We start from the raw sequence: 23,956 nt of genomic DNA, 5'->3' as shown, positions 1-23,956 counted from the left end.
GACGAGATGACGACGAGACGAACCGCGATGACGCTGATGTGCGCCGCCCTGATGAGTGCAGCCGGCGGTGCCGCCCTGGCTGCGGACAGCCAGCAATGGCAGCTCTACACCACGGCCCAGGGCGCGAACGAACGCTTCGTGCCGCAGACGCTGGGGGCGCCGCGCGCCGCCACCCAGCCGATGGAGACCGAGATCGCGGTGTTCGTCGACACCCGCCGCCGCTTCCAGGAAGTGTTCGGCTTCGGCGGCGCCATCACCGACGCCGCCGCCGAGACCTACGCCAAACTGAAGCCGGACCAGCAGCAGGCCTTCCTGAACGCCTACTTCGATCCGAAGCAGGGCCTGGGCTACAGCATCCTGCGCACCACCATCCACAGCTCGGACTTCAGCAGCGCCAGCTACACCTATGTGAAGGAGGGCGACCGCTCGCTGAACTCCTTCAACATCGAGCACGACATGCAGTACCGCATCCCGCTGCTGCGCCAGGCACTGGCGGCGGGGACCCGCAAGGGCACGCACATGCGGGTGTTCGCCTCGCCCTGGAGCGCGCCGGCCTGGATGAAGTCGAACAAGGACATGCTGCACGGCGGCACCCTGCTGCCCGAATACCGCGACACCTGGGCCCAGTACATGGTTCGCTTCGTCAAGGCATACGAGAAGGCCGGGATCCCGATCTGGGGCCTGACGATCCAGAACGAGCCGATGGCCAAGCAGACCTGGGAATCGATGCTGTTCACCGCCGAGGACGAAACGCGCTTCCTCGGCGACCACCTCGGTCCGGCGCTGAAGTCGGCCGGCCTGGGTGGCAAGAAGGTCATCGTCTGGGACCACAACCGCGACCTGCTGCCGCAGCGCGCCGCCCACATCCTGGACGACAAGAAGGCCCGCCCTTACATCTGGGGCGTGGGCTACCACTGGTACGAGACCTGGGCCAAGGGTGAGCCGATGCACCGCAACCTGGCCGCCGTGCACGAGGCTTATCCGGACGTGCCGCTGCTGCTGACCGAGTCCTCGATCGAGAAGTTCGACCCTACGCAGCTGCAGTCCTGGGCCAACGGCGAGCGTTACGGCAGCGAGATCCTGGCCGACCTGAATGCCGGTTCGAGCGGCTGGGTCGACTGGAACATGCTGCTCGACAGCCGCGGCGGTCCGAACCACGTCGGCAATTACTGCTTCGCGCTGCTGCATGCGAGCGACGACGGCCAGCTGGTCTACACCCCGAGCTACGCCTACATGGGCCACTTCACCCGTTACATCAAGCCGAAGGCGCGCCGCGTGAGCGCCGCCACCAGCCGCAGCACGCTGGACGCGACCGCCTTCCGCAATGCCGACGGCTCGCTGGCCGTGGTGGTGATGAACAAGACCGCGCAGGCGCAGCGCTACCGGCTGGTGGTCGATGGCCAGGAAGTGACGGTCGACATTCCGGCGCACGCGATCCAGACCGCCGTCCGTTGAACCGGCGGCAGCGCCGGCATAAAAGCGGGTGCGCCCGGCGCGGGCTTGCAGTATGCTTGCGCCGGGGAGGGGAATCGCAGTGTCGACTATCAAGGACGTAGCGCGCCTGGCCGGGGTCGGCCTGGGCACCGCATCGCGCGTGGTGCGCGGCAAAGGCTCGGTGTCGCCGGCGAAGCTGGAGCGGGTGCGCAAGGCCATCGACGCGCTGGGCTACCGGCCCTCGCACGCGGCGCGTTCGCTGCTGTACGGCCGCAGCCGCATGATCGGGGTCTACATCCCGCTCATGTCCGGCACCTTTTATACCGCGATGCTGCAGATCGTCGACACCGAACTGCGCGGCGCTGGCCTGCACATGATGGTCGTGTTCGGCATCGGGCGCGAAGGCGAGCGGCAGCAGGCGATCGACGGCGTCGGCTTCCTGCTCGAGCGCGGCTGCGATGGCGTGATCGTGCTGACCAGCCCCCTGCTGGAAGAAGACCTCGCAGCGCTTGGATCGAAGCGCGACAAGGTGGTGCTGCTCAACCACAGCTTCGACAGCATGCCGGACCAGTGCTTCACGGTCGACCACCACCTCGGCGGCCGGCTGGCGGCGCGCGCGCTGCTCGACCACGCGCACCGCGAGATCGCCGTGATTGCCGGCCCGGCCGGCGTGGCCGACAACATCGCCCGTATCGCCGGCTTCATGCAGGAGCTGGCGGAAGCCGGCATCGATACCGGCAGCCTGTGGATGGTCGAGCGCGACTTTTCCTCGAGCGGCGGCTGGTCGGCGGCCGAGGAACTGCTGGCCTCCGGACGCCCGTTCTCGGCGGTGTTCTGCGCCAACGACGAGATGGCGCTGGGCGCGCTGTCCTGCTTCCACGAAGCCGGCCTGCGCGTACCCCAGGACGTGTCGGTGATCGGCTACGACGACGTCCCCAGCGCCGCCTACTCGGCGCCGCGCCTGACCTCGGTCCACATTCCCTGGCGCGAGATGACCCGCAGCGGCATCGCCGCGCTGCTGAACCTGTGTTATGGCGCCGAGCGGCCGCTGACGCGCACCTTCCCGGTCAGCGTCAGTCTGCGGGCGTCGCTGGCGCCGCCCCGTCGTTCCCGCGCGGGCGGGGTCCCAGGCTGAGGTCCGCAGCGGCGCGCCGGGGCCGGCGCCGCCCGATTTGTGACTGGCGCGCACAAATGAGCCAGCGCAAACGCTTGACGCTCCCGGCCTCTAAGCTGCATGCATGACGGGTGAACGAGGAGGTCGCAAACATGCCGGCAGCGCCCCGCGTCAGCGTGCTGATGCCCAGCTTCGAGCAGTCGCATTTCCTGCCGCGCGCGCTCGCCAGCCTGCAGGCCCAGAGCCTGGACGACTGGCAGGCCCTGATCGTCGACGACGGCTCGCGCGACGCCACCTGGCAGGCGGCCGCGCCCTTCCTGGACGACCGCCGCATCCGCTACCTGCGCCTGCCGCACAACGAGGGGCTGGGGCGGGCGCTCAACGTGGCGCTCGCGCAGGCCGAGGCCGGCCTGGTCGCCTATCTGCCCAGCGACGATGTGTTCTACCCGCAGCACCTGGCGCACCTGGCGGCCGCGCTCGATGAAGCGCCGCAGGCGGTACTGGCGTATGCCGGCCTGCGCCACCACTACAACCGCAGCGCGCCGGGCGCGATTCCCGGCCTGCCGCTGCAGCTGGTCCAGTGCATGCACCGGCGCGTCGACATGCGCTGGATCGAACGCGCCGAGCTCGAATCCGACGATCTCGAACGCCTGTACTGGTCGCGCCTGCGCCTGCTCGGGGCCTTCGTCGGCACCGGAGAACTCAGCTGCGAATGGGTCGACCATCCGGACCAGCGCCACAAGGCGATGCAGGAGCCGGTCGGCGGCATCAACCTGTTCCGCCAGCGCTACCGGGTGCGCACGCCGCTGCGCTACCACGCCAGCACCGGCAATGCGATCGACGAGCCGCGCCTGTACCGGCGTTTTCGCGAGCGCGCGCCCACGCCGCGGGCGGCGGACGGCCTGCGCATCCTGCTGGTGGGCGAACTGGCCTACAACGCCGAGCGCGTGCTGGCGCTGGAAGAGCAGGGCCACGCGCTGTACGGCCTGTGGATGCGCGATCCCTACTGGTTCAACACGGTCGGCCCGCTGCCTTTCGGCCACGTGCAGGACCTGCCGCGCGAGGGCTGGCAGGCGGCCGTGCGCGAACTGCAGCCCGACCTGATCTACGCCCAGCTCAACTGGCAGACCGTGCCCTTCGCGCACGAGGTCATGCAGGCCACGGCCGGTATTCCTTTCGTCTGGCATTTCAAGGAAGGGCCCTTCATCTGCCTGGAAAAGGGCATCTTTCCGCAGCTGCTGGACTTGTACCGCCATGCGGACGGCCAGATCTACAGCAGCCCCGAGATGCGCGACTGGTTCGAGACCGTCTGCCCGGGCCTGAGCGTTTCAAAGCCGAGCATGGTGCTCGATGGCGACCTGCCCAAGCGCGACTGGTTCGAGGGCCAGCGTGCGCCGCTCTTGTCGGCGGTGGACGGCGAGCTGCACACGGTGGTGCCTGGACGGCCGATCGGCCTGCACCCGCACACGGTGGACGCGCTGGCGCGGCAGGGCGTGCACCTGCATTTTTACGGCGACTTCACCCAGGGCCAGTGGCGCGAGTGGATAGAGAAAGCCGGTGCGCTGGCGCCGCGCCACCTGCACCTGCATGCCAACGTGGCGCAGGACCGCTGGGTCGAGGAGTTCTCGCGCTACGACGCCGGCTGGCTGCATTGCTTCGCCAGCCGTAACGCCGGCGAACTGGCGCGCGCCGACTGGGACGATCTGAACTACCCGGCGCGCATCGCCACCCTGGCCATGGCCGGACTGCCGATGATCCAGCGCGACAACGCGGGCGCCATCGTGGCCGCGCAGACGCTGGCGCGGCGGCTCGACATCGGTCTGTTCTACGAGACCATCGAGGATCTGGCCGCGCAACTGCGCGACAGCGGCCGCATGGAAGACCTGCGCGCCAGGGTGTGGCGCCAGCGCGGGCTGTTCGCCTTCGATACCCACGTGCCGGCGCTGGTGGGCTTTTTTCGCGAGGTGATCAACAAGGTCTCGTCATGCCGAGCGAATAGCGCGGGCTAGTGCCCGGACAACAAGTCGGCGCGTGGATAGCCCCATCCCGGCACCGGATGCGGGCAGGGCCGGTCCGCCCCCTGGCCATAGGACAGGGTCGAGAAATTGCGGCTGCCCGGCTCGCCCCAGCGCACGTCGGTCGCCACGCCCTCCGCAAGCGAGGGCGCGCGCGCGAAGCGCATCCAGGCATTGACGCGGCAATCGCGTGCCGCCACGGTGCGCAGGGTGGCCAGCGGCTGGCGGTCTTCGAGCTGCCAGGCGATTTGCGGCGGCGCGTCTTCGAGCGCCGGGCCGGCGATGCGCGGCGGGCAGTGCGAAACCGGTGTCAGGCCGGGCAGGACGCTCAGCATGCCGCGCCGCAGGTGGACGGTGGCGGCCTCACCTTCACCGGCTCTTGCCACGGTCACGAAGGACCAGCACAGCGGATTCGCAGGGTAGGCCGACAGCGCGGTGTCCAGCAGGCGTTCGCCGGCGTCGATGCGTTCGATCTCGTGTGCAACGAGGACGCGCGCCTGGTGCAGGGCCAGCGCCTGCAGGCCGACGAAGGCGAGCGAGGCGGCCAGACCGGCCGTGAGCGCCCGGCGTCCGCGCGCGGCACGCGATTCGCCATGGTGTTCGTCGTTGCTGCGCTGTATCCAGGCCAGCAGCAGGCCAAGCGCCAGCAGGCCGACAAAGGATCCCCATTGCAGGAAGCCCATCAGCGTGGCCGCCAGCGGCACCAGCAGGATCACCGCCAGCCACAGCCGCCGCAGGAAGGGACTGCGCACCAGGGCCGCGAGCGGCACGCCGAAACCGATCCAGAACACCGGTTCGACGATGAAGACCAGGTCGCCGTAATACCAGTTCGGATCGAAGGGCCAGAACGGATGCACGCCATAGACGTTGAGGCTGTCCATGCCGATGTGGAGCACCAGCCCGGCACAGGCCGCCAGCAGGGCGCCGCGCCACGCCATGGGACTGGTCTTCAGCAGGCGCCGCGCTGCCGGCCACAGCAGCCAGGTGAGGGCCAGCAGCAGCGCGACCTCGCCGATCGCGGCAAGCAGCGTGTGCGTGTGGCCGCGGTGGTGCAGCAGATAGCCCAGCGGCGCATCGAGCAGGGGCGTGAGCACCAGGTCGAGGTCGGGGAAATTGCTGGCCAGGCAGCCGATCAGGAGCAGCATGCGCGAGCGCACACGCTGGTTGTCCTGGCTGGGTTCGGCGGGCAGGCTGCGGTCGATCAGGGCGCCGACACCGAGGCCGACGACGGAGTGGGTGAGATTGTCCATCCTGCAATCTTACCTGCATTGCAAGCTGGACGGCATTCAGCTCCGCATGGAGTCCGGATCTGGCGGCAAGGCGAGGACGCCTGCATAGCCTTCCGGCAGGGCCAGCGGCAGGCAGCGGCAGGCGGCCAGCGGGCGGTCACCGTCTTCGCTCCATTCCACCAGTTCACGGCCGAAGTATTTCAGGCGTGCTTCGCGTTCGCTCCAGGCGCGGGCGAAGGCGTCGGCGCGGGCGGCGGCGGGCAGGGCAGCCAGTGCCGCCGTCTGCGCCGGGCCCAGGTAATCGCGCGCGACCGCTTCCCAGTCCGGGATGTCCATCACCAGCGTGACGTCGATGCCGACCGGTCCGCGCCGGGACAGCGCCGCCAGCGACAGCGCGCCGTCGTGGCTGATCGCGAGGTGGACGCGGCGCTGGCCATCCGGCGTATCGAGCAGGGCGTAGGGCACCTGGCCCTCGGGTGTGTGCAGTGCGATGCGCTGGCGCGGCAAGCTCGAGAGCAGCGCAAGTTCGGCCACGATGGCGGCACGGATCGCCCGCCGCGCCGCTTCGCGTTCCTGCTGGCCCTGGATGCCGATCACGCGCACATCCTCGGAATCTGCAACTAACCGACAGATGCCGGTAGGAGAACCGGAACCCCAGCCCGCAGCGGCAGGCGCGGGCAACGCCACGCCCGCATCCCGCCACTGGACCGGCACCGGCGTCGGCACCGGTGTCGGCACGTCTTCATGGTCGCACGGTCCGCTCACCGCAGTCCCCTCAAGCCCGCTCAGTTTCTCTCAGTTTCTCTCAGTTTCGCTGCGGCGCCGCCGGCAAACCATTCCAGGCGGTCGCCGCCGGAATATGCTCGCCCTTCATCACCAGCGTCAGCGGCCCGATGCGCGCATTGTCGCCGACCTTCGCGCTGTACAGCACCGCGCTGCGTGGTCCGACATACACCTTGCTGCCGATGTCGACGCGGTCGATCTTCATCACGCGGTCCTCGAACAAGTGGGTCTGCGGGCAGGATAGCGCATTCAGTTCGCTGTGGTCGCCGATGTGGACGCAGTCGAATTCCGTGATGTCGGTGGTGTCCATATAGACGCCCTTGCCGATGCGGCAGCCGAGCAAATTGAAGGCCAGCGGCAACCAGGGCGTGCCGCGCAGGTAGCGCATGAAGTTGGGCACCGCGATGCCCTCGTACATATTGGTCACGCCTTCGGACAGCCAGACGAAGGGCGTCCACATCGGTTCCGCGCGCTTCTGGTAACGGCCCAGCAGCAGCCATTTGAAGGCCAGCACGAACAGGTAGTTGCCGATGCCGTAGGCCAGGCCGACCAGGGCCAGGTCCCGGATCACCTCGCCCCAGCGGCCCTGGCCGGCCAGCGGCATCAGGTCCAGCACCACCGTATAGCCGACCGCGATCACCACCGCGTGCGGCGCGACGATGCGGAAGGCTTCGACCAGCGTACGGCCCAGGCGCCGCGCCATCGACGGCCGGTAGGTCAGGTGTTCGGGATAGCCGCTGACCTGCTCGCGCGCCGGCAGGTGGATCGGCGGCGAGCCGAGCCAGGTGTCGCCGCCCGTCATCCGTTCGTTGGCTGGCGCATGCGTGTGCACGCCCACCAGCACGCCTTCCGGCAGCACGGTGCCGTCCGGGATGTAGCTGCCGTTGCCGACGAAGGAGCGGTTCGAGACCACGGTCGCTTCCATCGTCATCCAGCCGCCGTCGATCTGCTCGTCGCCTAGCATCACGGCATCGGCGATGAAAGTCTCGTCGCCGAGCGTCAGCATGTCCGGCACCACGCCCAGCGCGGTCGAGATCTCGGCGTCGCGGCCGACCTTGGCGCCCAGCAGGCGGTACCAGAAGGGCGCGAACACGGTCGCGTAGATGCCGTGCAGGACCTGCAGGCTCGATTCCTGGATGTGGCTGACCAGCCACTTCTTGCAATAGGTGTTCGAGTGCACGGCCGAGCGGCCCGGCTGCATGCGCGGCAGGAAGCCCCAGCGGATCGCCGCCGACACCAGCATGGTCAGCGCGATCAGCACCGCGCTGGCGGGCAGGGCCAGCACGAAGTAGCGGACCAACTGGCCCTGGATGGTGCTGGCCTGCAGCCAGGCCAGCGTGCCGCGCTCGTCGAACCAGTCGATCAGCACGAAGCTGGGGAAGACCGGCATGAAGAACAGGGTCGCCACCAGCAGGATGCCGAACACGAAGAACAGGCCTTCGCCGGCCAGCCGCGCGCGGCTCGGAATCGGACGCGGCGGCAGCGTGGACGGATCGAAGGCACCTAGATCGCGTGCCGGCGAACCCGACCACACGCGGCCGTCCGGCACCGCGGCGCCGTCGCCGAGCGCCGACTGGCCCTCGAGGTGGCCGCGGCGGCCGACCCGGGTATTCCCTTCGAGGACCGCATACGAGGACACGCAGGCATCGTCGTCGAGGGCGATGGGCCCGAGCAGCAGGCGGCCGCGTTCGACGCGCGCGTTCTCGAAATTGACGCCGTTGCCGATGCTGACGTTGTCGCCCAGCGCCAGCAGGTCCGGCGAGCGCAGCGTCATCGATCCGATCACCACGTCCTTGCCGACTTTCGCGCCCAGCAGGCGCAGCCACCAGCCGTACAGCGAGGAGCCGGCCAGCAGATAGGTCGGCGCCGCTTCGAGCAGGCGGTCGGACAGCCACCAGCGATAGTAGGTCAGGCCCCACAGCGGATAGCTGCCGGCGCGCAGCCGGCCGGCCACCAGCCATTTGCCGGCGGCGGCCAGCACGAATTCCATCACGGTGGCGAGCAGGAACACGCCGATCGAAGCCGCGATCGCGCGCGGGATCGAGTCGCCCGGCTCGCCGGTCATGAAGTGGTAGGTGAAGAAGGGCGCCAGCCATTGCGCCATGCGCAGCGTGACCAGCACCGGCACCGCGGCCAGCTGGGCCAGGCCGCAAATCCAGCGCCGCGCGCTGGCGACCGGGGTCCAGTCCTGTTCGACGTGGGCGGTGCCGGCGGCCTGGTCGAGGCTGGAGGCGATCGCGCCGATTCTCCGGTGCTGGTAGATGTCGCGCACCGTCATGTGGGCGAAGGCCGGGTTCGCGCGCAGGGCCGTGGCCAGGCGCGCGGCAAAGAAGGAGTGGCCGCCGAGGTCGGAGAAAAAGTCCAGTTCGCGGCGGATCGGCTGGCCCGGGAACAGCTGGGCCAGCGCGGCGAACAGCGCTTCCTCGGCCGGGGTCTCCGGGGTGTCCGATTCGGCGGCGTCGCTGGGCAGCGGGCTGCTCAAGGCCATCGCCTTCAGCGCCTTGCGGTCGATCTTGCCCGAGGTCAGGCGCGGCATCACGCTCAAGACTTCGAAGCGGCTCGGCACCATGTAGGGCGGCAACCGTCCGGCCAGGGCCTTGCGCAGGGTGGGCGGAGCCAGCTGTTCGGCGGTGGCGCCGGCGGCGGGCACCAGGTAGGCGACCAGGCGGTCGATGCCGTCATCCTTGCGCAGCAGCACCGCGGTGGTGCCGATGCCGTCCTGCTGCGCCAGCACGGCTTCGATCTCGCCCAGCTCGACGCGGAAGCCGCGGATCTTGACCTGGTCGTCGGTGCGGCCCAGGCACACCACCTGGCCGTCCGGCTCGATGCGCGCGAGGTCGCCGGTGCGGTACAGGCGCAGGTCGTCCGGGCCCGAGGTCCAGGGATTCGGCTGGAATTTTTCGGCGGTCAGGTCGGGCCGGCCGAGGTAGCCGCTGGACAGGCCCGGTCCGATGATGCACAGCTCGCCGGTATCGCCGCGCGGCAGGATCTGCAAGCCCTTGTCAAGATCGGTCGAGATCACCAGCAGGCCATAGTTGGGCAGCGGATTGCCGATCGTGATCAGCTTGCCCGGTTCCAGACGCGCCAGGCTGGCGGACACCGTGGCCTCGGTCGGGCCGTAGGTGTTGAACATCTGGCGGCCGGGTTTCGAGAAGCGCTCGACTACGGTCTCCGGGCACATCTCGCCACCCAGGTTGATGATGCGCAGGCTGGGCACGTCCTCGGCAAACAGCGCCAGCAGGGTCGGCACCGCGTGCAGCACCGTGACGCCGTTGTCGTTCAGCAGGCGCGGCAGCGCTTCCGGATCGCCGGCGCTTTCCTTGGGCCCGAGCCAGAGCGTGGCGCCGACCAGGTAAGAGATCCAGATCTCCTCGAAGGACATGTCGAAGGCGACCGAGAAACCCTGGTACACGGTGTCGTCGGCACGCACGCCCAGCACCTCGTTTTCGCTGCGCAGGAAGTGGCAGATGCTGCGCTGGTCGATCAGGATGCCTTTCGGCTTGCCGGTCGAGCCCGAGGTGTAGATGACGTAGGCCGGGGCACTGCCGCCCACCTTGCCGCGTCGTTTGATTTCGTAGCCGGCGGGGGCGGGCGCCAGCAGGCTTTCCGCCGTGTGGATGGGGCGGTCCACCGATGCCAGGCGCTCGCCCATGCGCTCGCCCATGCGCTCGCTGCTGACCAGCGCCGGCGACCTGGCATCTTCCATGCACACCAGCAGGCGCTCGACCGGGGTGTCTTCGTCGACCGGCAGCCAGGCCGCACCGGCCTTGGCGATCGCTGCCTGCATCACCAGTAGCTCGATCCCGCGTGGCATCCACAGCCCGACGATGTCGCCGGGCTGGATGCCGGCCTCGATCAGGCGCGAGCCGGCCAGGCTGGCCAGTTGGTCAAGTTCGCGGTAGCTGAGCCGGCGCTCGCCGGCGATCAGCGCGGTCTGGTCCGGGGCGCGGCGCGCGCTGGCCTCCAGCAGGTCGGCGAGGATTTCGTCGCGCAACAGTTCGGGCTGGTGCGGGCCGTACAGGACATCGGGATGCCGTGTCAGAGTGGAGATATCGTTCATCGACGGCAGATGAGGGCAAACAGGTGGGCAAACAAGAGCGGACACATGGGCGCAGCGTACAACATTTTAAGAAAGCTCATCGGAGCGTTGCTAAATTTTATGTGGAACAGGTAAATCTGAAAAATCTTTGATCTAGATCAAAAAATTTGCTTTTCGCACGTCTATACAATCGGCATAATGTGCGTTGCCGTATGGAAATAAAAGGAGCACCCTCGTGCGCACCAACCTGCCGGTTACCGGCATCGAATACATCCTCCAGGATGGCCAGTCCATCGTCTCCAAAACCGATACCAAGGGCCGTATCACTTACGTCAACCCGGCCTTCATCGAGGTCAGCGGTTTCGAAGCGGAAGAGCTGATCGGCAAGGCGCATAACGTCGTGCGCCATCCGGACATGCCGCCTGAAGCCTTTGCCGACCTCTGGCAAACGCTTCAGGCCGGCCTGCCGTGGACAGGCATGGTGAAAAATCGTCGCAAAAACGGCGATTTCTACTGGGTGGTCGCGAATGTCGTGCCGATCAAGGAGCGCGGCAGCATCGTCGGCTACATGTCGGTACGTACCCGGCCCGACCGCGAGCAGGTGAAGGCGGCCGAGGCACTGTACCGCCGCCTGCGCACCGGCGAGGCCAAGGGCATCGCGATCCGGCGCGGACAGCCGGCCAGGACCGGTTGGCGCGGGCACATCGCCGCCATGCGCCACCTGCCGCTGGGCCGGCGCCTGGCGCTGCTGCTGGGCACCCAGTCGGCGCTGCTGGCGGTGCTGGCGGCAGCCGTCGACGGCACCCCGTGGCGCGTGCTGGCCGGCGCCGGCGCGCTGCTCACCCTGCTGGCCTGGCGCGAGCTGCAGTTCGCCGTCGTGCGTCCGCTGCGCCAGGCCGAGGACGCGGTCTACGCGCTGGCCGGCGGCGACCTCAGCTACAACCCGCCAGCGGGCCGCGACGACGAAGTCGGCCGCCTGCTGCTGGCGCTGCGCCAGTTGAAGGTCAACCTGACCGCGATCGTCGGCGACGTGCGCGCCAACGTCGCCTCGATCGAGGCGGCCTCGCAAGGCATCGCGGCCGGCAACCAGGACCTGGCGCGCCGCACCGAATCGCAGGCGGCCAGCCTCGAACAGACCGCCGCCAGCCTGGCCCAGGTCGCGGCGGCGGCCGGCAGCAACACCGACAGCGCGGTGCGCGCCGATGGCCTGGTCGGCGCCGCCTCCAGCGTGGCCGACCGCGGCGGCGCAGCGGTGCAGGAGGTGGGCGCGACGATGAGCCAGATCAGCGGTTCGGCGACGCGCATCGTCGACATCATCGGCCTGATCGACGGCATCGCCTTCCAGACGAATATCCTGGCGCTGAACGCGGCCGTCGAGGCGGCGCGCGCGGGCGAGCAGGGCAGGGGCTTCGCGGTCGTCGCCGGCGAAGTGCGCTCGCTGGCCCAGCGTTCGGCCAGCGCGGCCCGCGAAATCAAGCTGCTGATCGAGGATTCGGTCGACAAGGTCGGGCAGGGCAACGCGCTGGTCGGCACCGCCGGCCAGACCATGCGCGAAGTGGTCGCTTCGGTGCAGGACGCCTCGCGCATCATGCACGGCATCACGCTCGCATCGCGCGAGCAGCACGAGGGCATCGCCCAGGTCGACGCCGCGATGCGCGCGCTGGACGGCATCACGCGCGAGAATGCGGCGCTGGTGGAAGAAGCGGCGGCCGCGTCGAGCAACGTGGCCGAGCAGGCGCGTCATCTGTCGCAGGCGCTGGCGGTGTTCAAGACGGCCGGCCGGACCGTCTGAGCCTGGTCCCGGTCAGGGCTGGTCCGGGGCCGGCGTCGCCGGCTGCTTCCGATGGCGACGACGCGCACGCAGGCGCCGCCAGGCGGCGTAGCCGATAGCGCCAGCCACGGCAAACGGAATCGTCGAGGCGACGAAGGTGATCAGCATGGCCACGCCATGCAGCAGGTCGTCGCCGAAGTCTTCGAGCGCCTGCTTCACCTTGCCGGCCTGGCCTGCGCTCGCGCGTTCGTGCATGGCGACCGTCAGCAACTCGGTGTCCACCCGCCGGCGCAGCTGCGCCTGGGAAGTCGCGGCCTTTTCGATCTCGCTCTGCACTTCGGCGAGCTCGCGATGCAGCTTGATCATGGCCTCCGGCGCCAGCGCGCGCTGCCCGGCCAGCGTTTGCAGCTGCTCGCGGTAAGCGTTCAGCATGGCCATCTTGCGTTCGCCGTCCTGGATCGGTTCGAACAGATCCTCTCCCTTGCTGGACTGCGACACGAGCTTGCCGCGGCCGTCGAGCGCATGCAACACCTGGTTGACGCCGTCGGGCGTGATGCGCATTCGGACGCTGGCGCTGGCCGTGAGCCCGCCGCGGATGCTCGACTCCAGCAGCGTGCAGCCATGCGCCGGCAGCGCCGCGCAGGCCTGCTGGACCGCCGTCGCGGTCTGCCGCATCCGAGCACCCGGCACTTCCAGTTCGACCGCATGTTCGTAGGCGATTCCTGCTGCGCGCTGGTGGCCGACACGCGTCTGTCCCGTTTCTGCCAGGGCGCTTTGCGGCGCTTGCTGTCTGGCGGAGCAGGCAGCAAGCAGGCTTGCCAGGGCTAACATCGATATAGGACGACGCATGTGTTTCCTTCAACGGCAGGGAGAATTGCCGTTCAGTCTACATGTCACGCTGCAATATCAGCAAGGGCCTCAAATCGCTCGGCAAATTTTGATGCAAGTCAAAGATTTTCCTGATTCAAATCAATAGACTCCTCGCATACAGTACGCTTCCCCTCGGCGGCGTCCGCAAGGAGTTTCTTCATGACGCAGCTACAAGACCTGCCGGGCGAAGTCCTGGCCTTCCAGCCCAAGGTCGACTTCGACGCCGGCCTGATCGCCCGCCTCAGCAAATCCGGCCCACGCTACACCTCTTACCCGACCGCAGACCGCTTCTCCGACAGCTTCGGCTACCGCGACTACCTGCACGCCGTGGCCGACCGCCGCGTGCGCGGCAATGCGCGCCCGCTCTCGCTCTACCTGCACATCCCGTTCTGCGACACGGTCTGCTACTACTGCGCCTGCAACAAGATCGTCACCAGGAACCGCGAGAAGGCGGCGACCTACCTGTCCTACCTGAAGCGGGAGGCGGCGATGCAGGGCGCCTTGTTCGCCGGCACGGGCGGGAAAGATGCGGAGGTCGAACAGCTGCACTTCGGCGGCGGCACCCCGACCTATCTCAGCGACGCCCAGATGGGCGAACTGATGGACCATCTGCGCCGCTGCTTCCGCTTCGCGCCGGACGAGATCGGCGAGTATTCGATCGAAGTCGATCCGCGCACCGTCTCCGTCGAGCGCGTGCACAGCCTGCGCGCCCAGGGCTTCAACCGCATCAGCCTCGGCGTGCAGGATTTCGATGCCGAGGTGCAGAAGGCCGTCAACCGCATCCAGCCGGAAGCGGAGACGCGCGCCATCATCGAGGCCAGCCGCGCCGCCGGCTTCCGCTCGGTCAGCATCGACCTGATCTATGGCCTGCCCAAGCAGACTCCAGACACCATGGCGGCGACGCTGGAGAAGGTGGTGGCGGCCGACCCGGACCGCATCGCCGTCTACCATTACGCCCACCTGCCGCACCTGTTCAAGCCGCAGCGGCGCATCCTCGACGCCGATATGCCGGACAGCGATACCAAGCTGCAGATGCTCCAGCTGTGCATCGAGCGGCTGACGGCGGCCGGCTATGTCTATATCGGCATGGACCATTTCGCCAAGCCGAACGACGACCTTGCCATCGCCCAGCGCCAGGGCCGCCTGCACCGCAACTTCCAGGGCTATTCGACCCATGCCGACAGCGACCTGGTGTCCTGCGGCGTGTCCGCCATCGGCGCGGTGGGCGCGACCTATAGCCAGAACGTCAAGACCCTGGACGCCTATTACGATGCGCTCGACCGCAACGAGCTGCCGGTGGTGCGCGGCATCCGCCTGAACATGGACGACGTCCTGCGCCGCACCGTCATCCAGCGCCTGATGTGCCAGTTCGAGCTGTCGATTTCCGCCATCGAGCAGGCCTTCCCGGTCGTGTTCCGCCAGTACTTTGCCGCCGAACTGGCGCAGCTGGCGGCGATGGCCGAGGATGGCCTGGTCAGCGTGAACGGCGACTGGATCTGCGTCTCCGACCGCGGACGCCTCCTGATCCGCAACGTGTGCATGGTGTTCGACCGCTACCTGGCCGCGCGCACGACCGAAGCGCGCTATTCGAAGACCGTCTGAAATGCCCCTTGCCCTGGTTCCCGTATTTGTGGTCGGCCTGCTCGGCAGCGTGCATTGCGCCGGCATGTGCGGCGGGATCGTGGGCGCGCTGTCGGTGGTGCCTGGCGCCGCCCGACCGATACCGCTGCGCGTCGTGCCTCAGGCAGCGCCCGCACTGGCCAACGTGCTGGCGTATAATGCCGGCCGCATCGCCAGCTACATGGCGGCAGGCGCGCTGGCGGGCGGCATCGGTGAGGGCGCCGGTGCGCTGGCGCGGCTGCCGGCGCTGCAAGCCGGCGGCTACTGGATGGCCAACCTGATGCTGGCCATGCTCGGTCTGTATCTGATGGACGCCTGGCGCGGCCTGGCACGCCTCGAGCAGGCCGGCCAGCTGGTATGGCGCCGCGTCCAGCCTTTGCTGCGCCACGTGCGGCCGCTGCCGGGCGCCAGCCTCGGTCCCGCGAAAATGCTGGCCGCCGGTGCCTTGTGGGGCTGGCTGCCCTGCGGGATGGTCTACAGCGTGCTGGTGACGGCGATGTTGTCCGGTTCCGCGGCCGGCGGTGCGCTGGTGATGCTGGCCTTCGGCCTGGGCACGCTGCCGATGCTGCTCGGCCTCGGACTGCTGGGCGCGCGCCTGCGCGCCGGCCTGCGCCTGCGCGGCGTGCGTCTGGCCTGCGGCGCGCTGGTGCTGGGTTTCGGCCTGCTCGGCCTGGTGCGCGCAGCCGGTGGCCTGCCGCACAGCTGGGTCGAAAGCCTGTGCGTCACGGCAGGGGTGGCGGCATGAATGCGATGACGGAACTGGTAGCCTGTTACCACTGCGGTCAGGCGGCCGCCGAGGGTGGACGCTGGCAGGCGCAGGTCAAGGGAGAGATGCGCAGCATGTGCTGTCCCGGCTGCGCCGCGGCGGCGCAAGCGATCGCCGACGCCGGCCTGGACGACTATTACGACAGCCGCAGCGGCTACGCGGCACCGGCCGATGCCGCCGATGCGCCGGCCCTGCAGATGTACGACGAACTGGGTCTGGACGGTGATGCCGTGTTCACGGTCGAGGGCCTGCGCTGCGCTGCCTGCGTGTGGCTGATCGAACGCCGGGTGGCGGCGCTGCCGGGCGTCGCCTCGGCGGTGCTGAACGTCGCCACCGAACGCCTGCACGTGCGCTGGGACAGCGCCGTCTGCCGCCCGAGCCGGATCATCGCCGCCCTGCGCGGCATCGGCTACACCGCCTATCCCTACGATGCCACCCGCCACGGCGCCCAGCTCGAGCGCGCCCGCAAGGCGCTGATGCGGCGCCTGTTCGTGGCCGGCCTGTCGATGATGCAGGTGATGATGTACGCGGTCCCGGTCTACCTGGCGAACGACGGCACCATGGATGCCGACATGACCGCCCTGATGGGCTGGGCCTCCTTCCTGCTCACGCTGCCGGCCGTCAGCTACTGCGCCTGGCCGTTCCTGCGCGGCGCCTGGATGGATCTGCGGCGCGGCCTGCCCGGCATGGACGTGCCGGTGGCGCTGGGCATCCTGGCCGCCTTCATCGGCAGCGCCGTCTCCCTTGTGCGCGGGGAAGGCGAGGTCTGGTTCGACTCGATCACCATGTTCGTGTTCCTGCTGCTGGGCAGCCGCTGGCTCGAACTCGACGCCCGCCGCAAGGCCGCGCGCGCGCTGGAAGGCTTGCAGCACGCGGTGCCGGCCACCGCGCAGCGCCTGTCCGGCTGGCCCGCGCCCTGCGAACCGGAGACGATCGCCGCCGCGCGCCTGCAGCCCGGCGACGTGATCCTGGTCGCGCCGGGCCAGACGGTGGCGGCGGATGGCGTGATCCTCGCCGGCCAAACCGAGGTCGACCTGGCCCTGCTCACCGGCGAGAGCCGCACCCGCGCGGTCGGTCCGGGCGAGCAGCTGCCGGGCGGCGCGGTCAACGTCGCGCAGGCGGTGACGGTCCGCGTCGAGAGCTGCGCCGCCGACAGCACGCTGGCGATGCTGGTGCGCCTGAGCGAACGCGCGGGCCAGGACAAGCCGCGGCTGGCCCAGTGGGCGGATCGCGTCGGCGCCTGGTTCGTCGTGGTGCTGCTGGTTCTGACCGGCGCCGTGTTCGCGTTCTGGCATGCGGTCTATCCAGCGCGGGCCTGGCCGGCGGCGATCGCGGTGCTGGTGGTGTCCTGCCCCTGCGCGCTGTCGCTGGCGACGCCGACCGCGCTGGCGGCGGCGCTGGAGCGCCTGCTGCGCCATGGCGTGCTGGCGGTGAAGCCGCACGTGCTGGAGACGCTCGAGCGTTCGACCCATGTGGTGTTCGACAAGACCGGTACCCTCACGCGCGGCCGGCCCGCGCTGCAGGATACGGTGGCGCTCGAGCTGCTGGACGACGTCGCCTGCCTGCGCATCGCGGTGGCGCTCGAAGCCGGGAACGCGCATCCGCTGGCGCAGGCCTTGCGCGAAGCCCTCGACGGGTCCGCTGCGGCGCCGCTGGCGGCGCAGGAGGTCGAGAACGTGGTCGGGCAGGGTATCGCCGGCGAGGTGGCGGGCCTGCGCTACCGGCTCGGCAGCGCGGCCTTCGTGGCGGCGCTGGCCGGGTCGCCGCCGCCGCTGGGCAGCGTGCCCGGCGCGACCACGATCTGGCTCGGCAGTGCCGGGCGCTGGCTGGCGCGCTTCGACCTGGTCGACGCCCTGCGTCCCGAGGCGGCGGACCTGGTGCGCGAACTGCAGGCGCGCGGCAAGACGGTGCTGCTGCTGTCCGGCGACGACGAGGAGGCGGTACGCGCGGTGGCGGACGAACTCGGCATCCGCGATGCGCGCGGACGCCAGCTGCCGCAGGACAAGCTCGACGCGGTGCGGACGCTGCAGGCGCAGGGCGCGGTGGTGGCGATGGTCGGCGACGGCATCAACGATGCCGCGGTGCTGAGCGGCGCCGACGTCTCGTTCGCGATGGGACAGGGCGCCCAGCTGGCGCAACTGCATGCCGACTGCGTGCTGCTGGGGGCCGGCGCAGCGTTGGGCGATCGCGGCCTGGCGCCGCTGGCCGAAGCGCTGCGCACGGCCGGCGCCTGCGTGCGCGTGATCCGCCAGAACCTGGGCTGGGCGATGCTCTACAACCTGGTGGCGATTCCGGCGGCGGCCAGCGGCCTGCTGAATCCCTGGTTGTCCGGCCTGGGCATGGCGGGCAGCTCGGCGCTGGTGGTGTTGAATGCCTTGCGGCTGAGGAGGGAAGGCTGATGGAAGCTTTGTATCTATTGATTCCGCTGAGCCTGATCCTGGTGGCGTACGCGGTGTGGATTTTCTTTGGGGCGGCGGACAGCGGGCAGTTCGAGGATCTGGATGGGCCGGCTTTGCGGATTTTGCATGATGACGACTAGCCAGGGGTCAGAGCCCGGTGTTGGTTTCAAAGGGCTCTGACCCCTAAGCCGGGTTACATCGTCGGGCCGCGCCCGGTCCCCTGTTCCTTCTCGATCTGCTCCTGGCACTGGATGCAGGTCTGCACCGTCGGCGTGGCCAGCAGGCGGGCTTCGGGGATGTCGCGGCCGCAGGAGGTGCAGACGCCGTAGCCGCCCGATTCCAGGCGCCCGATCGCGGCGTCGATGTCGTGCAGCAGATTGGTCTCGTGCTCGGCCAGGTGTTCTTCGTTATGGCTGAGCATTTCGCCAGTCGGGGCGTCGTCGTTCGAGCCCATGTGGGCCATCGGCGAGATCGCCGGACGGTCGTCGGTGTCGCCGGCGGTGCGGGCGCGGACGGTGGCCAGCATGGCTTCGCGGTCCTGGCGCAGGCGCTGGCCGATCTGGTCGTGCAGTTCAGGTGAAATGGGCGGCATACAAAGTCCTATCGGTCGTTGAATATTCGGTCGTCCTCTTTCAGCAACACGTCATTCCCTACCTTAGCCCGTTCTGAACATTTTGATTCACATCAAGGATTTTCAACGTTCAAAAACCTACTCTCCTGATGCAAGTCTTTCTTCTTATCTAGGGAGTGCATCTTGAGCACAAGTCTAAACTACAACTATAAGATCGTGCGCCAGTTTGCGATCGCCACCGTGGTCTGGGGCGTGATCGGCATGCTGGCCGGCGTGTGGATCGCGGCCCAGCTGGCGTGGCCGGCGCTGAACTTCGATATCCCCTGGCTGAGCTACGGCCGTCTGCGCCCGCTGCACACCAACGCGGTCATCTTCGCCTTCGGCATCTGCGGCCTGTTCGCCACCTCCTACTATGTGGTGCAGCGCACCTGCCAGGTCCGCCTGTTCTCCGACAAACTGGCCGCCTTCACCTTCTGGGGCTGGCAGGCGGTGCTGGTGTCGGCCGCGATCACGCTGCCGATGGGCTTCACGCGCGGCAAGGAATACGCCGAGCTGGAATGGCCGATCGCGATCCTGATCACCATCGTCTGGGTGGCCTACGCCGTGGTGTTCTTCGGCACCATCGTCAAGCGCCGCGTCCAGCACATCTATGTCGCCAACTGGTTCTTCGGCGCCTACATCATCGCGGTGGCGGTGCTGCATGTGGTGAACGGCATGTCGATGCCGGCCTCCTTCATGAAGTCCTACTCGATGTATTCGGGCGTGCAGGACGCGATGATCCAGTGGTGGTACGGCCATAACGCGGTCGGCTTCATCCTGACCGCCGGCTACCTCGGCATGGTCTACTACTTCATCCCCAAGCAGGCCGAGCGCCCGGTGTACTCGTATCGCCTGTCGATCGTGCACTTCTGGGCCCTGATCTTCACCTACATGTGGGCCGGCCCGCACCACCTGCACTACACCGCGCTGCCCGACTGGACCCAGTCGATCGGCATGGTGTTCTCGCTGATCCTGCTGGCGCCGTCCTGGGGCGGCATGATCAACGGCATGATGACCCTGTCGGGCGCCTGGCACAAGCTGCGCTCGGACCCGATCCTGAAATTCATGATCGTCTCGCTGTCCTTCTACGGCATGGCCACCTTCGAGGGCCCGATGATGTCGATTAAGACCATCAACTCGCTGTCGCACTACACCGACTGGAGCATCGCCCACGTCCATGGCGGCGCGCTGGGTTGGGTCGGCTTCATCACCATGGGTTCGCTGTACTACCTGATCCCGCGCCTGGCCGGTAAAAAACAGATGGCCAGCGTGGCGCTGATCGAATCGCACTTCTGGCTCGGCACCATCGGCATCGTGCTGTACATCGCCGCGATGTGGATCGCCGGCGTGATGCAGGGCCTGATGTGGCGCGCCGTGAACCCGGACGGCACCCTGACCTATACCTTCGTCGAAGGCGTCAAGGCGACCTATCCCTACTACGTGATCCGCTTCGGCGGCGGCCTGATGTACCTGACCGGCATGTGCCTGATGGCTTACAACACCTGGCTGACCATGCGCGGCACCACGTCCGTCGATGCGCGCATCCCGGCGCTGGCGCCGCACAAGCCGGCACCGGTTGCCAAGCCCGCGATCCCCGAACACGCATAAAGAAAGCAGGATACCCATCATGAAATTCACCCACGAGTGGATCGAGAAGAACCCCTGGCTGCTGATCGGCCTGGTGCTGACCGTGATCTCCTTCGGCGGCCTGGTCGAGATCGTGCCGCTGTTCTTCCAGAAGTCGACCACCGAACCGGTCGCCGGCCTCAAACCCTATTCGGCGCTGCGCCTGGCCGGCCGCGACATCTACATCCGCGAGGGCTGCTACAACTGCCACTCGCAGATGATCCGTCCTTTCCGCGCCGAGACCGAACGCTATGGCCACTACTCGGTGGCCGGCGAATTCGTCTACGACCACCCGTTCCAGTGGGGCTCCAAGCGCACCGGCCCGGACCTGGCGCGCGTCGGCGGACGCTATTCGGACGACTGGCACCGCACCCACCTCGACAACCCGCGCGACGTGGTCCCGGAATCGAACATGCCGGGCTATCCGTGGCTGGCGAAGACCAAACTCGATCCGCAATCGATCGTGCCGAAGATGCGCGCGATGCAGCGCCTGGCGGTGCCTTACTCCGAGCAGGACGTGAAGGACGCACCGGCCGAGCTGGATGGCAAGACCGAGCAGGATGCCTTGATCGCCTATCTGCAGGGCCTGGGCACGCAAATCAAATCCAGAAACTGAGGACGACATGGCACTCCAATATCTTTTCGACGACGCGAGCCGCATCATGACCGTGATCAGCTTCGCCACCTTCAGCGGCATCCTGGCCTGGACCTTCCTGCGCAAGGAGAAGGACTTCGCCCAGGCCGCGGCCCTGCCGTTCGCGGATGCGGACGCGGACATCAAGCTGGAGGAACATCATGTCTGACTTCACCAGCGGTTTCTGGAACTGGTACGTGGCGCTGATCACGGTCCTGTCCATCCTCGGCTGCGGCCTGCTGCTGTGGTCCCAATCCAAGCACAAGGTCAGGATCGGCCAGGACGGCCAGCCGGAGAAAACCACCGGCCACGTCTGGGACGAGGACCTGACCGAACTGAATACGCCGATGCCGCGCTGGTGGATGGGCCTGTTCTGGCTGACCATCGTGTTCGCGATCGGCTACCTGATCCTGTACCCGGGTCTGGGCAGCTATGCCGGCAAGCTCGGATGGCAGTCGAGCGGCGCCTACAAGGCCGAGGTCAGGCAGGCCAGCCTGGATTACGGCCCGCTGTTCGACAAATACCTGAGCCAGGACATCCCGACGGTGGCGCGCGACCCGCAGGCCCACGAGATCGGCCAGCGCCTGTTCCTGAACTACTGCGCGCAGTGCCACGGCTCGGATGCGCGCGGCAACAAGGGCTATCCGAACCTGACCGACAATGACTGGCTGTACGGCGGCGACCCGTCGGTGATCAAGGAAACCATCATGAAGGGCCGCCACGGCCAGATGCCGCCGATGGGTGCGGCGCTCGGCTCCGACAAGGACATCGAAAGCGTCGCCCATTACGTGCGCAGCCTGTCGGGCCTGACCGCCGATCCGGTGAAGGTCGCCTTCGGCAAGCCGAAATTCGGCGCCTGCGCCGCCTGCCATGGCGCCGATGGGCGCGGCAACCCGGCGCTGGGCGCGCCCAACCTGAGCGACAAGGTCTGGCTCTACGGCGGCAGCGCCGAGACCATCATGGAAACCATCCGCAAGGGCCGCGACAACACCATGCCGGCCTGGGGCGAGTTCCTCGGCGAGGGCAAGACCCACGTGCTGGCCGCCTATGTGTGGAGCCTGTCGAACGGCGCCGGCGCACCGGTGGTGACCGCGGCCGCGGCAACGGAGGAGGCGGCAAAATGAACGCCCCGGAGCCAGTGGTGAAAGAGGCCGTCATCAAGATGTACGCCAAGCGCGAGGACATCCACCCGCGCGAGGTATCGGGCCGCTACGCCACCTGGCGCTGGGTGTGCGTGTGGCTGACCCAGGCCCTGTTCTACGGCCTGCCGTGGTTGAACATGAATGGCCGCCAGGCGGTGCTGTTCGACCTCGGTGCGCGCAAGTTCCACCTGTTCGGCCTGGTGCTGTGGCCGCAGGACTTCATCTACCTGGCGGGCCTGCTGATCATCTGCGCCTACGGCCTGTTCCTGGTCACCACGGTGGCCGGGCGGGTCTGGTGCGGCTATGCCTGCCCGCAGACCGTCTACACCGAGATCTTCCTGTGGATCGAGCGCCGCATCGAAGGCAACCGCAGCGCGCGCATCCGCCTCGACCGCCAGCCCTGGACCGCGGAGAAGATCGGCAAACGCGGCGCCAAGCATCTGGCCTGGGGCCTGGTCGCGCTGTGGACCGGTTTTACTTTCGTCGGCTACTTCTCGCCGGTGCGCCAGCTGGGGCACGAGGTGCTCGGTTTCTCGCTCGGCGCCTGGGAAGCCTTCTGGGTGCTGTTCTATGCCTTCGCCACCTACGGCAACGCCGGCTGGATGCGCGAGCAGGTGTGCAAGTACATGTGCCCCTACGCGCGCTTCCAGAGCGCGATGTTCGACCGCGACACGCTGATCGTCAGCTACGACACGGCGCGCGGCGAACCGCGCGGGGCCGCAAAATCCCAGGGGAAGGGCGACTGCATCGACTGCAGCATGTGCGTGCAGGTCTGCCCGACCGGCATCGACATCCGCAAGGGCCTGCAGTACGAATGCATCGGCTGCGCCGCCTGCATCGACGCCTGCGACAGCGTGATGGACAAGGTCGGCAAGCCGCAGGGCCTGATCCGCTACGCCACCGAGAACGCCCTGGCCGGCGGCTGGAGCGCGGCGCAGATCAAGCGCCGTCTGCTGCGTCCGCGCGTGATCGGCTACGGCCTGGCCTTCTTCGCTATCGCCGCCGCGTTTTCCGGCGCGCTGGCGCTGCGCGCCCCGCTCAAGCTCGACGTGATCCGCGACCGCGGCGCCATGGGACGGGAAGTCGAAGACGGCATGATCGAGAACGTCTACCGTCTGCAGATCATGAATACCGCGGAGCGCGAGCACCTGTACCGCATCGAAGTGGACGGCATCGCCTCGGCCGGCATCGCCGATGAAGACCTGGTCGAACTGGCCGGCGCCACGACGCGCGCGGTGCCGGTGCGCGTGCGCATCGCCCCCGGCAAGGCCGGCAGCGGCTCGCATCCGATCCGCTTCACGGTCAGCGCGCTGGACGAGCCCGCGCTGCGGGTGACCGAGAAAGCTGTCTTCATCGTTCCCAAATAAGCGTTATCAGACAAGGAAGCATCATGCCCCTCAATCCTGCCCTAAGCCAGGCTGCGCCCTGGTACACCCACCGCTGGCCCTGGCTGCTGATGCTGGGCCCCGCCAGTGTTCTGATAGGCGGCGCCATCGCCACCTGGCTGGCGCTCGACCACCCGGATGCGATGGTGGTCGACGACTACTACAAGCAGGGCAAGGCGATCAACCAGGACCTGCGCCGCGACCGCATGGCCACGGCCATGCAACTGGCCCTGTACCTGCGATACGAGGGCGGCCGCCTGCAGGGCCGCATCGAGAGCTTCGGCCGGCCGCTGGCGGTCCCGTTCACCGTCAAACTGGCGCATCCGACCCTGCCGCAGCGCGACCTGAGCCTGCTGATCAAGCCCGATGCGCAAGGCGCCTTTTCGATCGCGCTGCCGGTGCTCGAACAGACCCACTGGCAGCTGGTCGCGGAAGGGAACATGCGCGACTGGCGCCTGGCCCGCAGCTGGGACTGGCCGCGCCAATCCACGCTCGAGATCCTGGCGGACAAGTCTTAGG

General features: G+C 68.1%; 19 protein-coding genes. 14 read left to right on the top strand and 5 right to left on the bottom strand.

Translation table 11 applies throughout. The annotated features are described in order from the left end of the window. The first annotated feature begins 6 nt into the window (after positions 1–6). The 3 genes from NX782_RS01410 (at position 7) to NX782_RS01400 (ending at position 4,557) form a co-directional block, all read left to right on the top strand. Entirely contained in the window at positions 7–1,455 is a 1,449-nt protein-coding gene (locus tag NX782_RS01410) for a glycoside hydrolase family 30 protein (RefSeq protein WP_258843697.1), read from the top strand. 79 nt (positions 1,456–1,534) lie between these two features. Beyond that, positions 1,535–2,569, top strand: coding sequence for a LacI family DNA-binding transcriptional regulator (locus NX782_RS01405; RefSeq protein WP_258843696.1), 1,035 nt, complete (start codon positions 1,535–1,537; stop codon positions 2,567–2,569). Between the two features lie 131 nt (positions 2,570–2,700). Continuing rightward, on the top strand, positions 2,701–4,557 hold the full coding sequence (locus tag NX782_RS01400) for a glycosyltransferase family 2 protein (protein ID WP_258843695.1): 1,857 nt from the start codon (positions 2,701–2,703) through the stop codon (positions 4,555–4,557). Here NX782_RS01400 and NX782_RS01395 read toward each other — a convergent pair. Genes NX782_RS01395 through NX782_RS01385 form a run of 3 tightly spaced genes read right to left on the bottom strand, consistent with a single transcriptional unit; the run spans position 4,554 to position 10,635 of the window. Continuing rightward, positions 4,554–5,813, bottom strand: a complete 1,260-nt coding sequence (locus tag NX782_RS01395; protein ID WP_258843693.1) for a metal-dependent hydrolase — start codon at positions 5,811–5,813, stop codon at positions 4,554–4,556. The genes NX782_RS01400 and NX782_RS01395 overlap by 4 nt on opposite strands. A gap of 36 nt (positions 5,814–5,849) precedes the next feature. Continuing rightward, on the bottom strand, positions 5,850–6,557 hold the full coding sequence (locus tag NX782_RS26475; RefSeq protein ID WP_258843692.1) for a 4'-phosphopantetheinyl transferase superfamily protein: 708 nt from the start codon (positions 6,555–6,557) through the stop codon (positions 5,850–5,852). Between the two features lie 40 nt (positions 6,558–6,597). Continuing rightward, positions 6,598–10,635, bottom strand: coding sequence for a Pls/PosA family non-ribosomal peptide synthetase (locus NX782_RS01385; RefSeq protein ID WP_258843691.1), 4,038 nt, complete (start codon positions 10,633–10,635; stop codon positions 6,598–6,600). A 214-nt stretch (positions 10,636–10,849) separates the two neighbouring features. On the opposite strand from NX782_RS01385, the gene NX782_RS01380 reads away from it, so the two are divergent. Then, a complete protein-coding gene (locus NX782_RS01380; protein WP_258843690.1) occupies positions 10,850–12,406 on the top strand; it encodes a methyl-accepting chemotaxis protein in 1,557 nt (518 codons plus the stop codon). 12 nt (positions 12,407–12,418) lie between these two features. Here NX782_RS01380 and NX782_RS01375 read toward each other — a convergent pair whose 3' ends face one another. Continuing rightward, a complete protein-coding gene (locus NX782_RS01375) occupies positions 12,419–13,234 on the bottom strand; it encodes a DUF4349 domain-containing protein (protein ID WP_258843689.1) in 816 nt (271 codons plus the stop codon). Between the two features lie 180 nt (positions 13,235–13,414). Here NX782_RS01375 and hemN point away from each other — a divergent pair, with 180 nt between their 5' ends. From hemN to ccoS, 4 genes are read left to right on the top strand one after another with little or no spacing between them, the layout of a single operon-like run. Further along, on the top strand, positions 13,415–14,857 hold the full coding sequence (gene hemN, locus NX782_RS01370; RefSeq protein WP_258843688.1) for an oxygen-independent coproporphyrinogen III oxidase: 1,443 nt from the start codon (positions 13,415–13,417) through the stop codon (positions 14,855–14,857). Between the two features lies 1 nt (position 14,858). Then, a complete protein-coding gene (locus NX782_RS01365; RefSeq protein ID WP_258843687.1) occupies positions 14,859–15,620 on the top strand; it encodes a sulfite exporter TauE/SafE family protein in 762 nt (253 codons plus the stop codon). Continuing rightward, on the top strand, positions 15,617–18,040 hold the full coding sequence (locus tag NX782_RS01360) for a heavy metal translocating P-type ATPase (protein ID WP_308632751.1): 2,424 nt from the start codon (positions 15,617–15,619) through the stop codon (positions 18,038–18,040). Before NX782_RS01365 ends, NX782_RS01360 begins: the two co-directional genes overlap by 4 nt. Next, the gene (ccoS, locus tag NX782_RS01355) at positions 18,040–18,180 is read left to right on the top strand and encodes a cbb3-type cytochrome oxidase assembly protein CcoS (RefSeq protein WP_258843686.1); all 141 of its coding nucleotides are present in this window, start codon (positions 18,040–18,042) and stop codon (positions 18,178–18,180) included. Before NX782_RS01360 ends, ccoS begins: the two co-directional genes overlap by 1 nt. Before the next feature lie 53 nt (positions 18,181–18,233). On the opposite strand, the gene NX782_RS01350 is transcribed toward ccoS, so the two are convergent. Beyond that, positions 18,234–18,632, bottom strand: coding sequence for a TraR/DksA family transcriptional regulator (locus NX782_RS01350; RefSeq protein ID WP_258843685.1), 399 nt, complete (start codon positions 18,630–18,632; stop codon positions 18,234–18,236). A 162-nt stretch (positions 18,633–18,794) separates the two neighbouring features. On the opposite strand from NX782_RS01350, the gene ccoN reads away from it, so the two are divergent. From ccoN to NX782_RS01320, 6 genes are read left to right on the top strand one after another with little or no spacing between them, the layout of a single operon-like run. Then, entirely contained in the window at positions 18,795–20,258 is a 1,464-nt protein-coding gene (ccoN, locus tag NX782_RS01345; protein ID WP_258843684.1) for a cytochrome-c oxidase, cbb3-type subunit I, read from the top strand. Between the two features lie 19 nt (positions 20,259–20,277). Continuing rightward, positions 20,278–20,892 carry a cytochrome-c oxidase, cbb3-type subunit II gene (gene ccoO, locus NX782_RS01340; protein ID WP_258843683.1) on the top strand — a complete coding sequence of 205 codons (615 nt, stop codon included), beginning with the start codon at positions 20,278–20,280 and terminating at the stop codon, positions 20,890–20,892. 7 nt (positions 20,893–20,899) lie between these two features. Beyond that, complete coding sequence (locus tag NX782_RS01335; RefSeq protein ID WP_258843682.1) at positions 20,900–21,079, top strand: CcoQ/FixQ family Cbb3-type cytochrome c oxidase assembly chaperone; 180 nt, start codon at positions 20,900–20,902, stop codon at positions 21,077–21,079. Then, a complete protein-coding gene (ccoP, locus tag NX782_RS01330) occupies positions 21,072–22,034 on the top strand; it encodes a cytochrome-c oxidase, cbb3-type subunit III (RefSeq protein ID WP_258843681.1) in 963 nt (320 codons plus the stop codon). Before NX782_RS01335 ends, ccoP begins: the two co-directional genes overlap by 8 nt. Then, the gene (gene ccoG / locus NX782_RS01325) at positions 22,031–23,419 is read left to right on the top strand and encodes a cytochrome c oxidase accessory protein CcoG (protein WP_258843679.1); all 1,389 of its coding nucleotides are present in this window, start codon (positions 22,031–22,033) and stop codon (positions 23,417–23,419) included. The genes ccoP and ccoG overlap by 4 nt, the downstream gene beginning before the upstream one ends. 23 nt (positions 23,420–23,442) lie before the next feature. Beyond that, entirely contained in the window at positions 23,443–23,955 is a 513-nt protein-coding gene (locus tag NX782_RS01320; RefSeq protein ID WP_258843677.1) for a FixH family protein, read from the top strand. Position 23,956 lies beyond the last annotated feature (1 nt).

It is taken from the genome of Massilia norwichensis (assembly GCF_024753245.1).
GTDB classification, from domain to species: Bacteria; Pseudomonadota; Gammaproteobacteria; order Burkholderiales; family Burkholderiaceae_D; genus Telluria; species Telluria norwichensis.
This window is presented reverse-complemented; position numbering and strand designations above follow the sequence as displayed.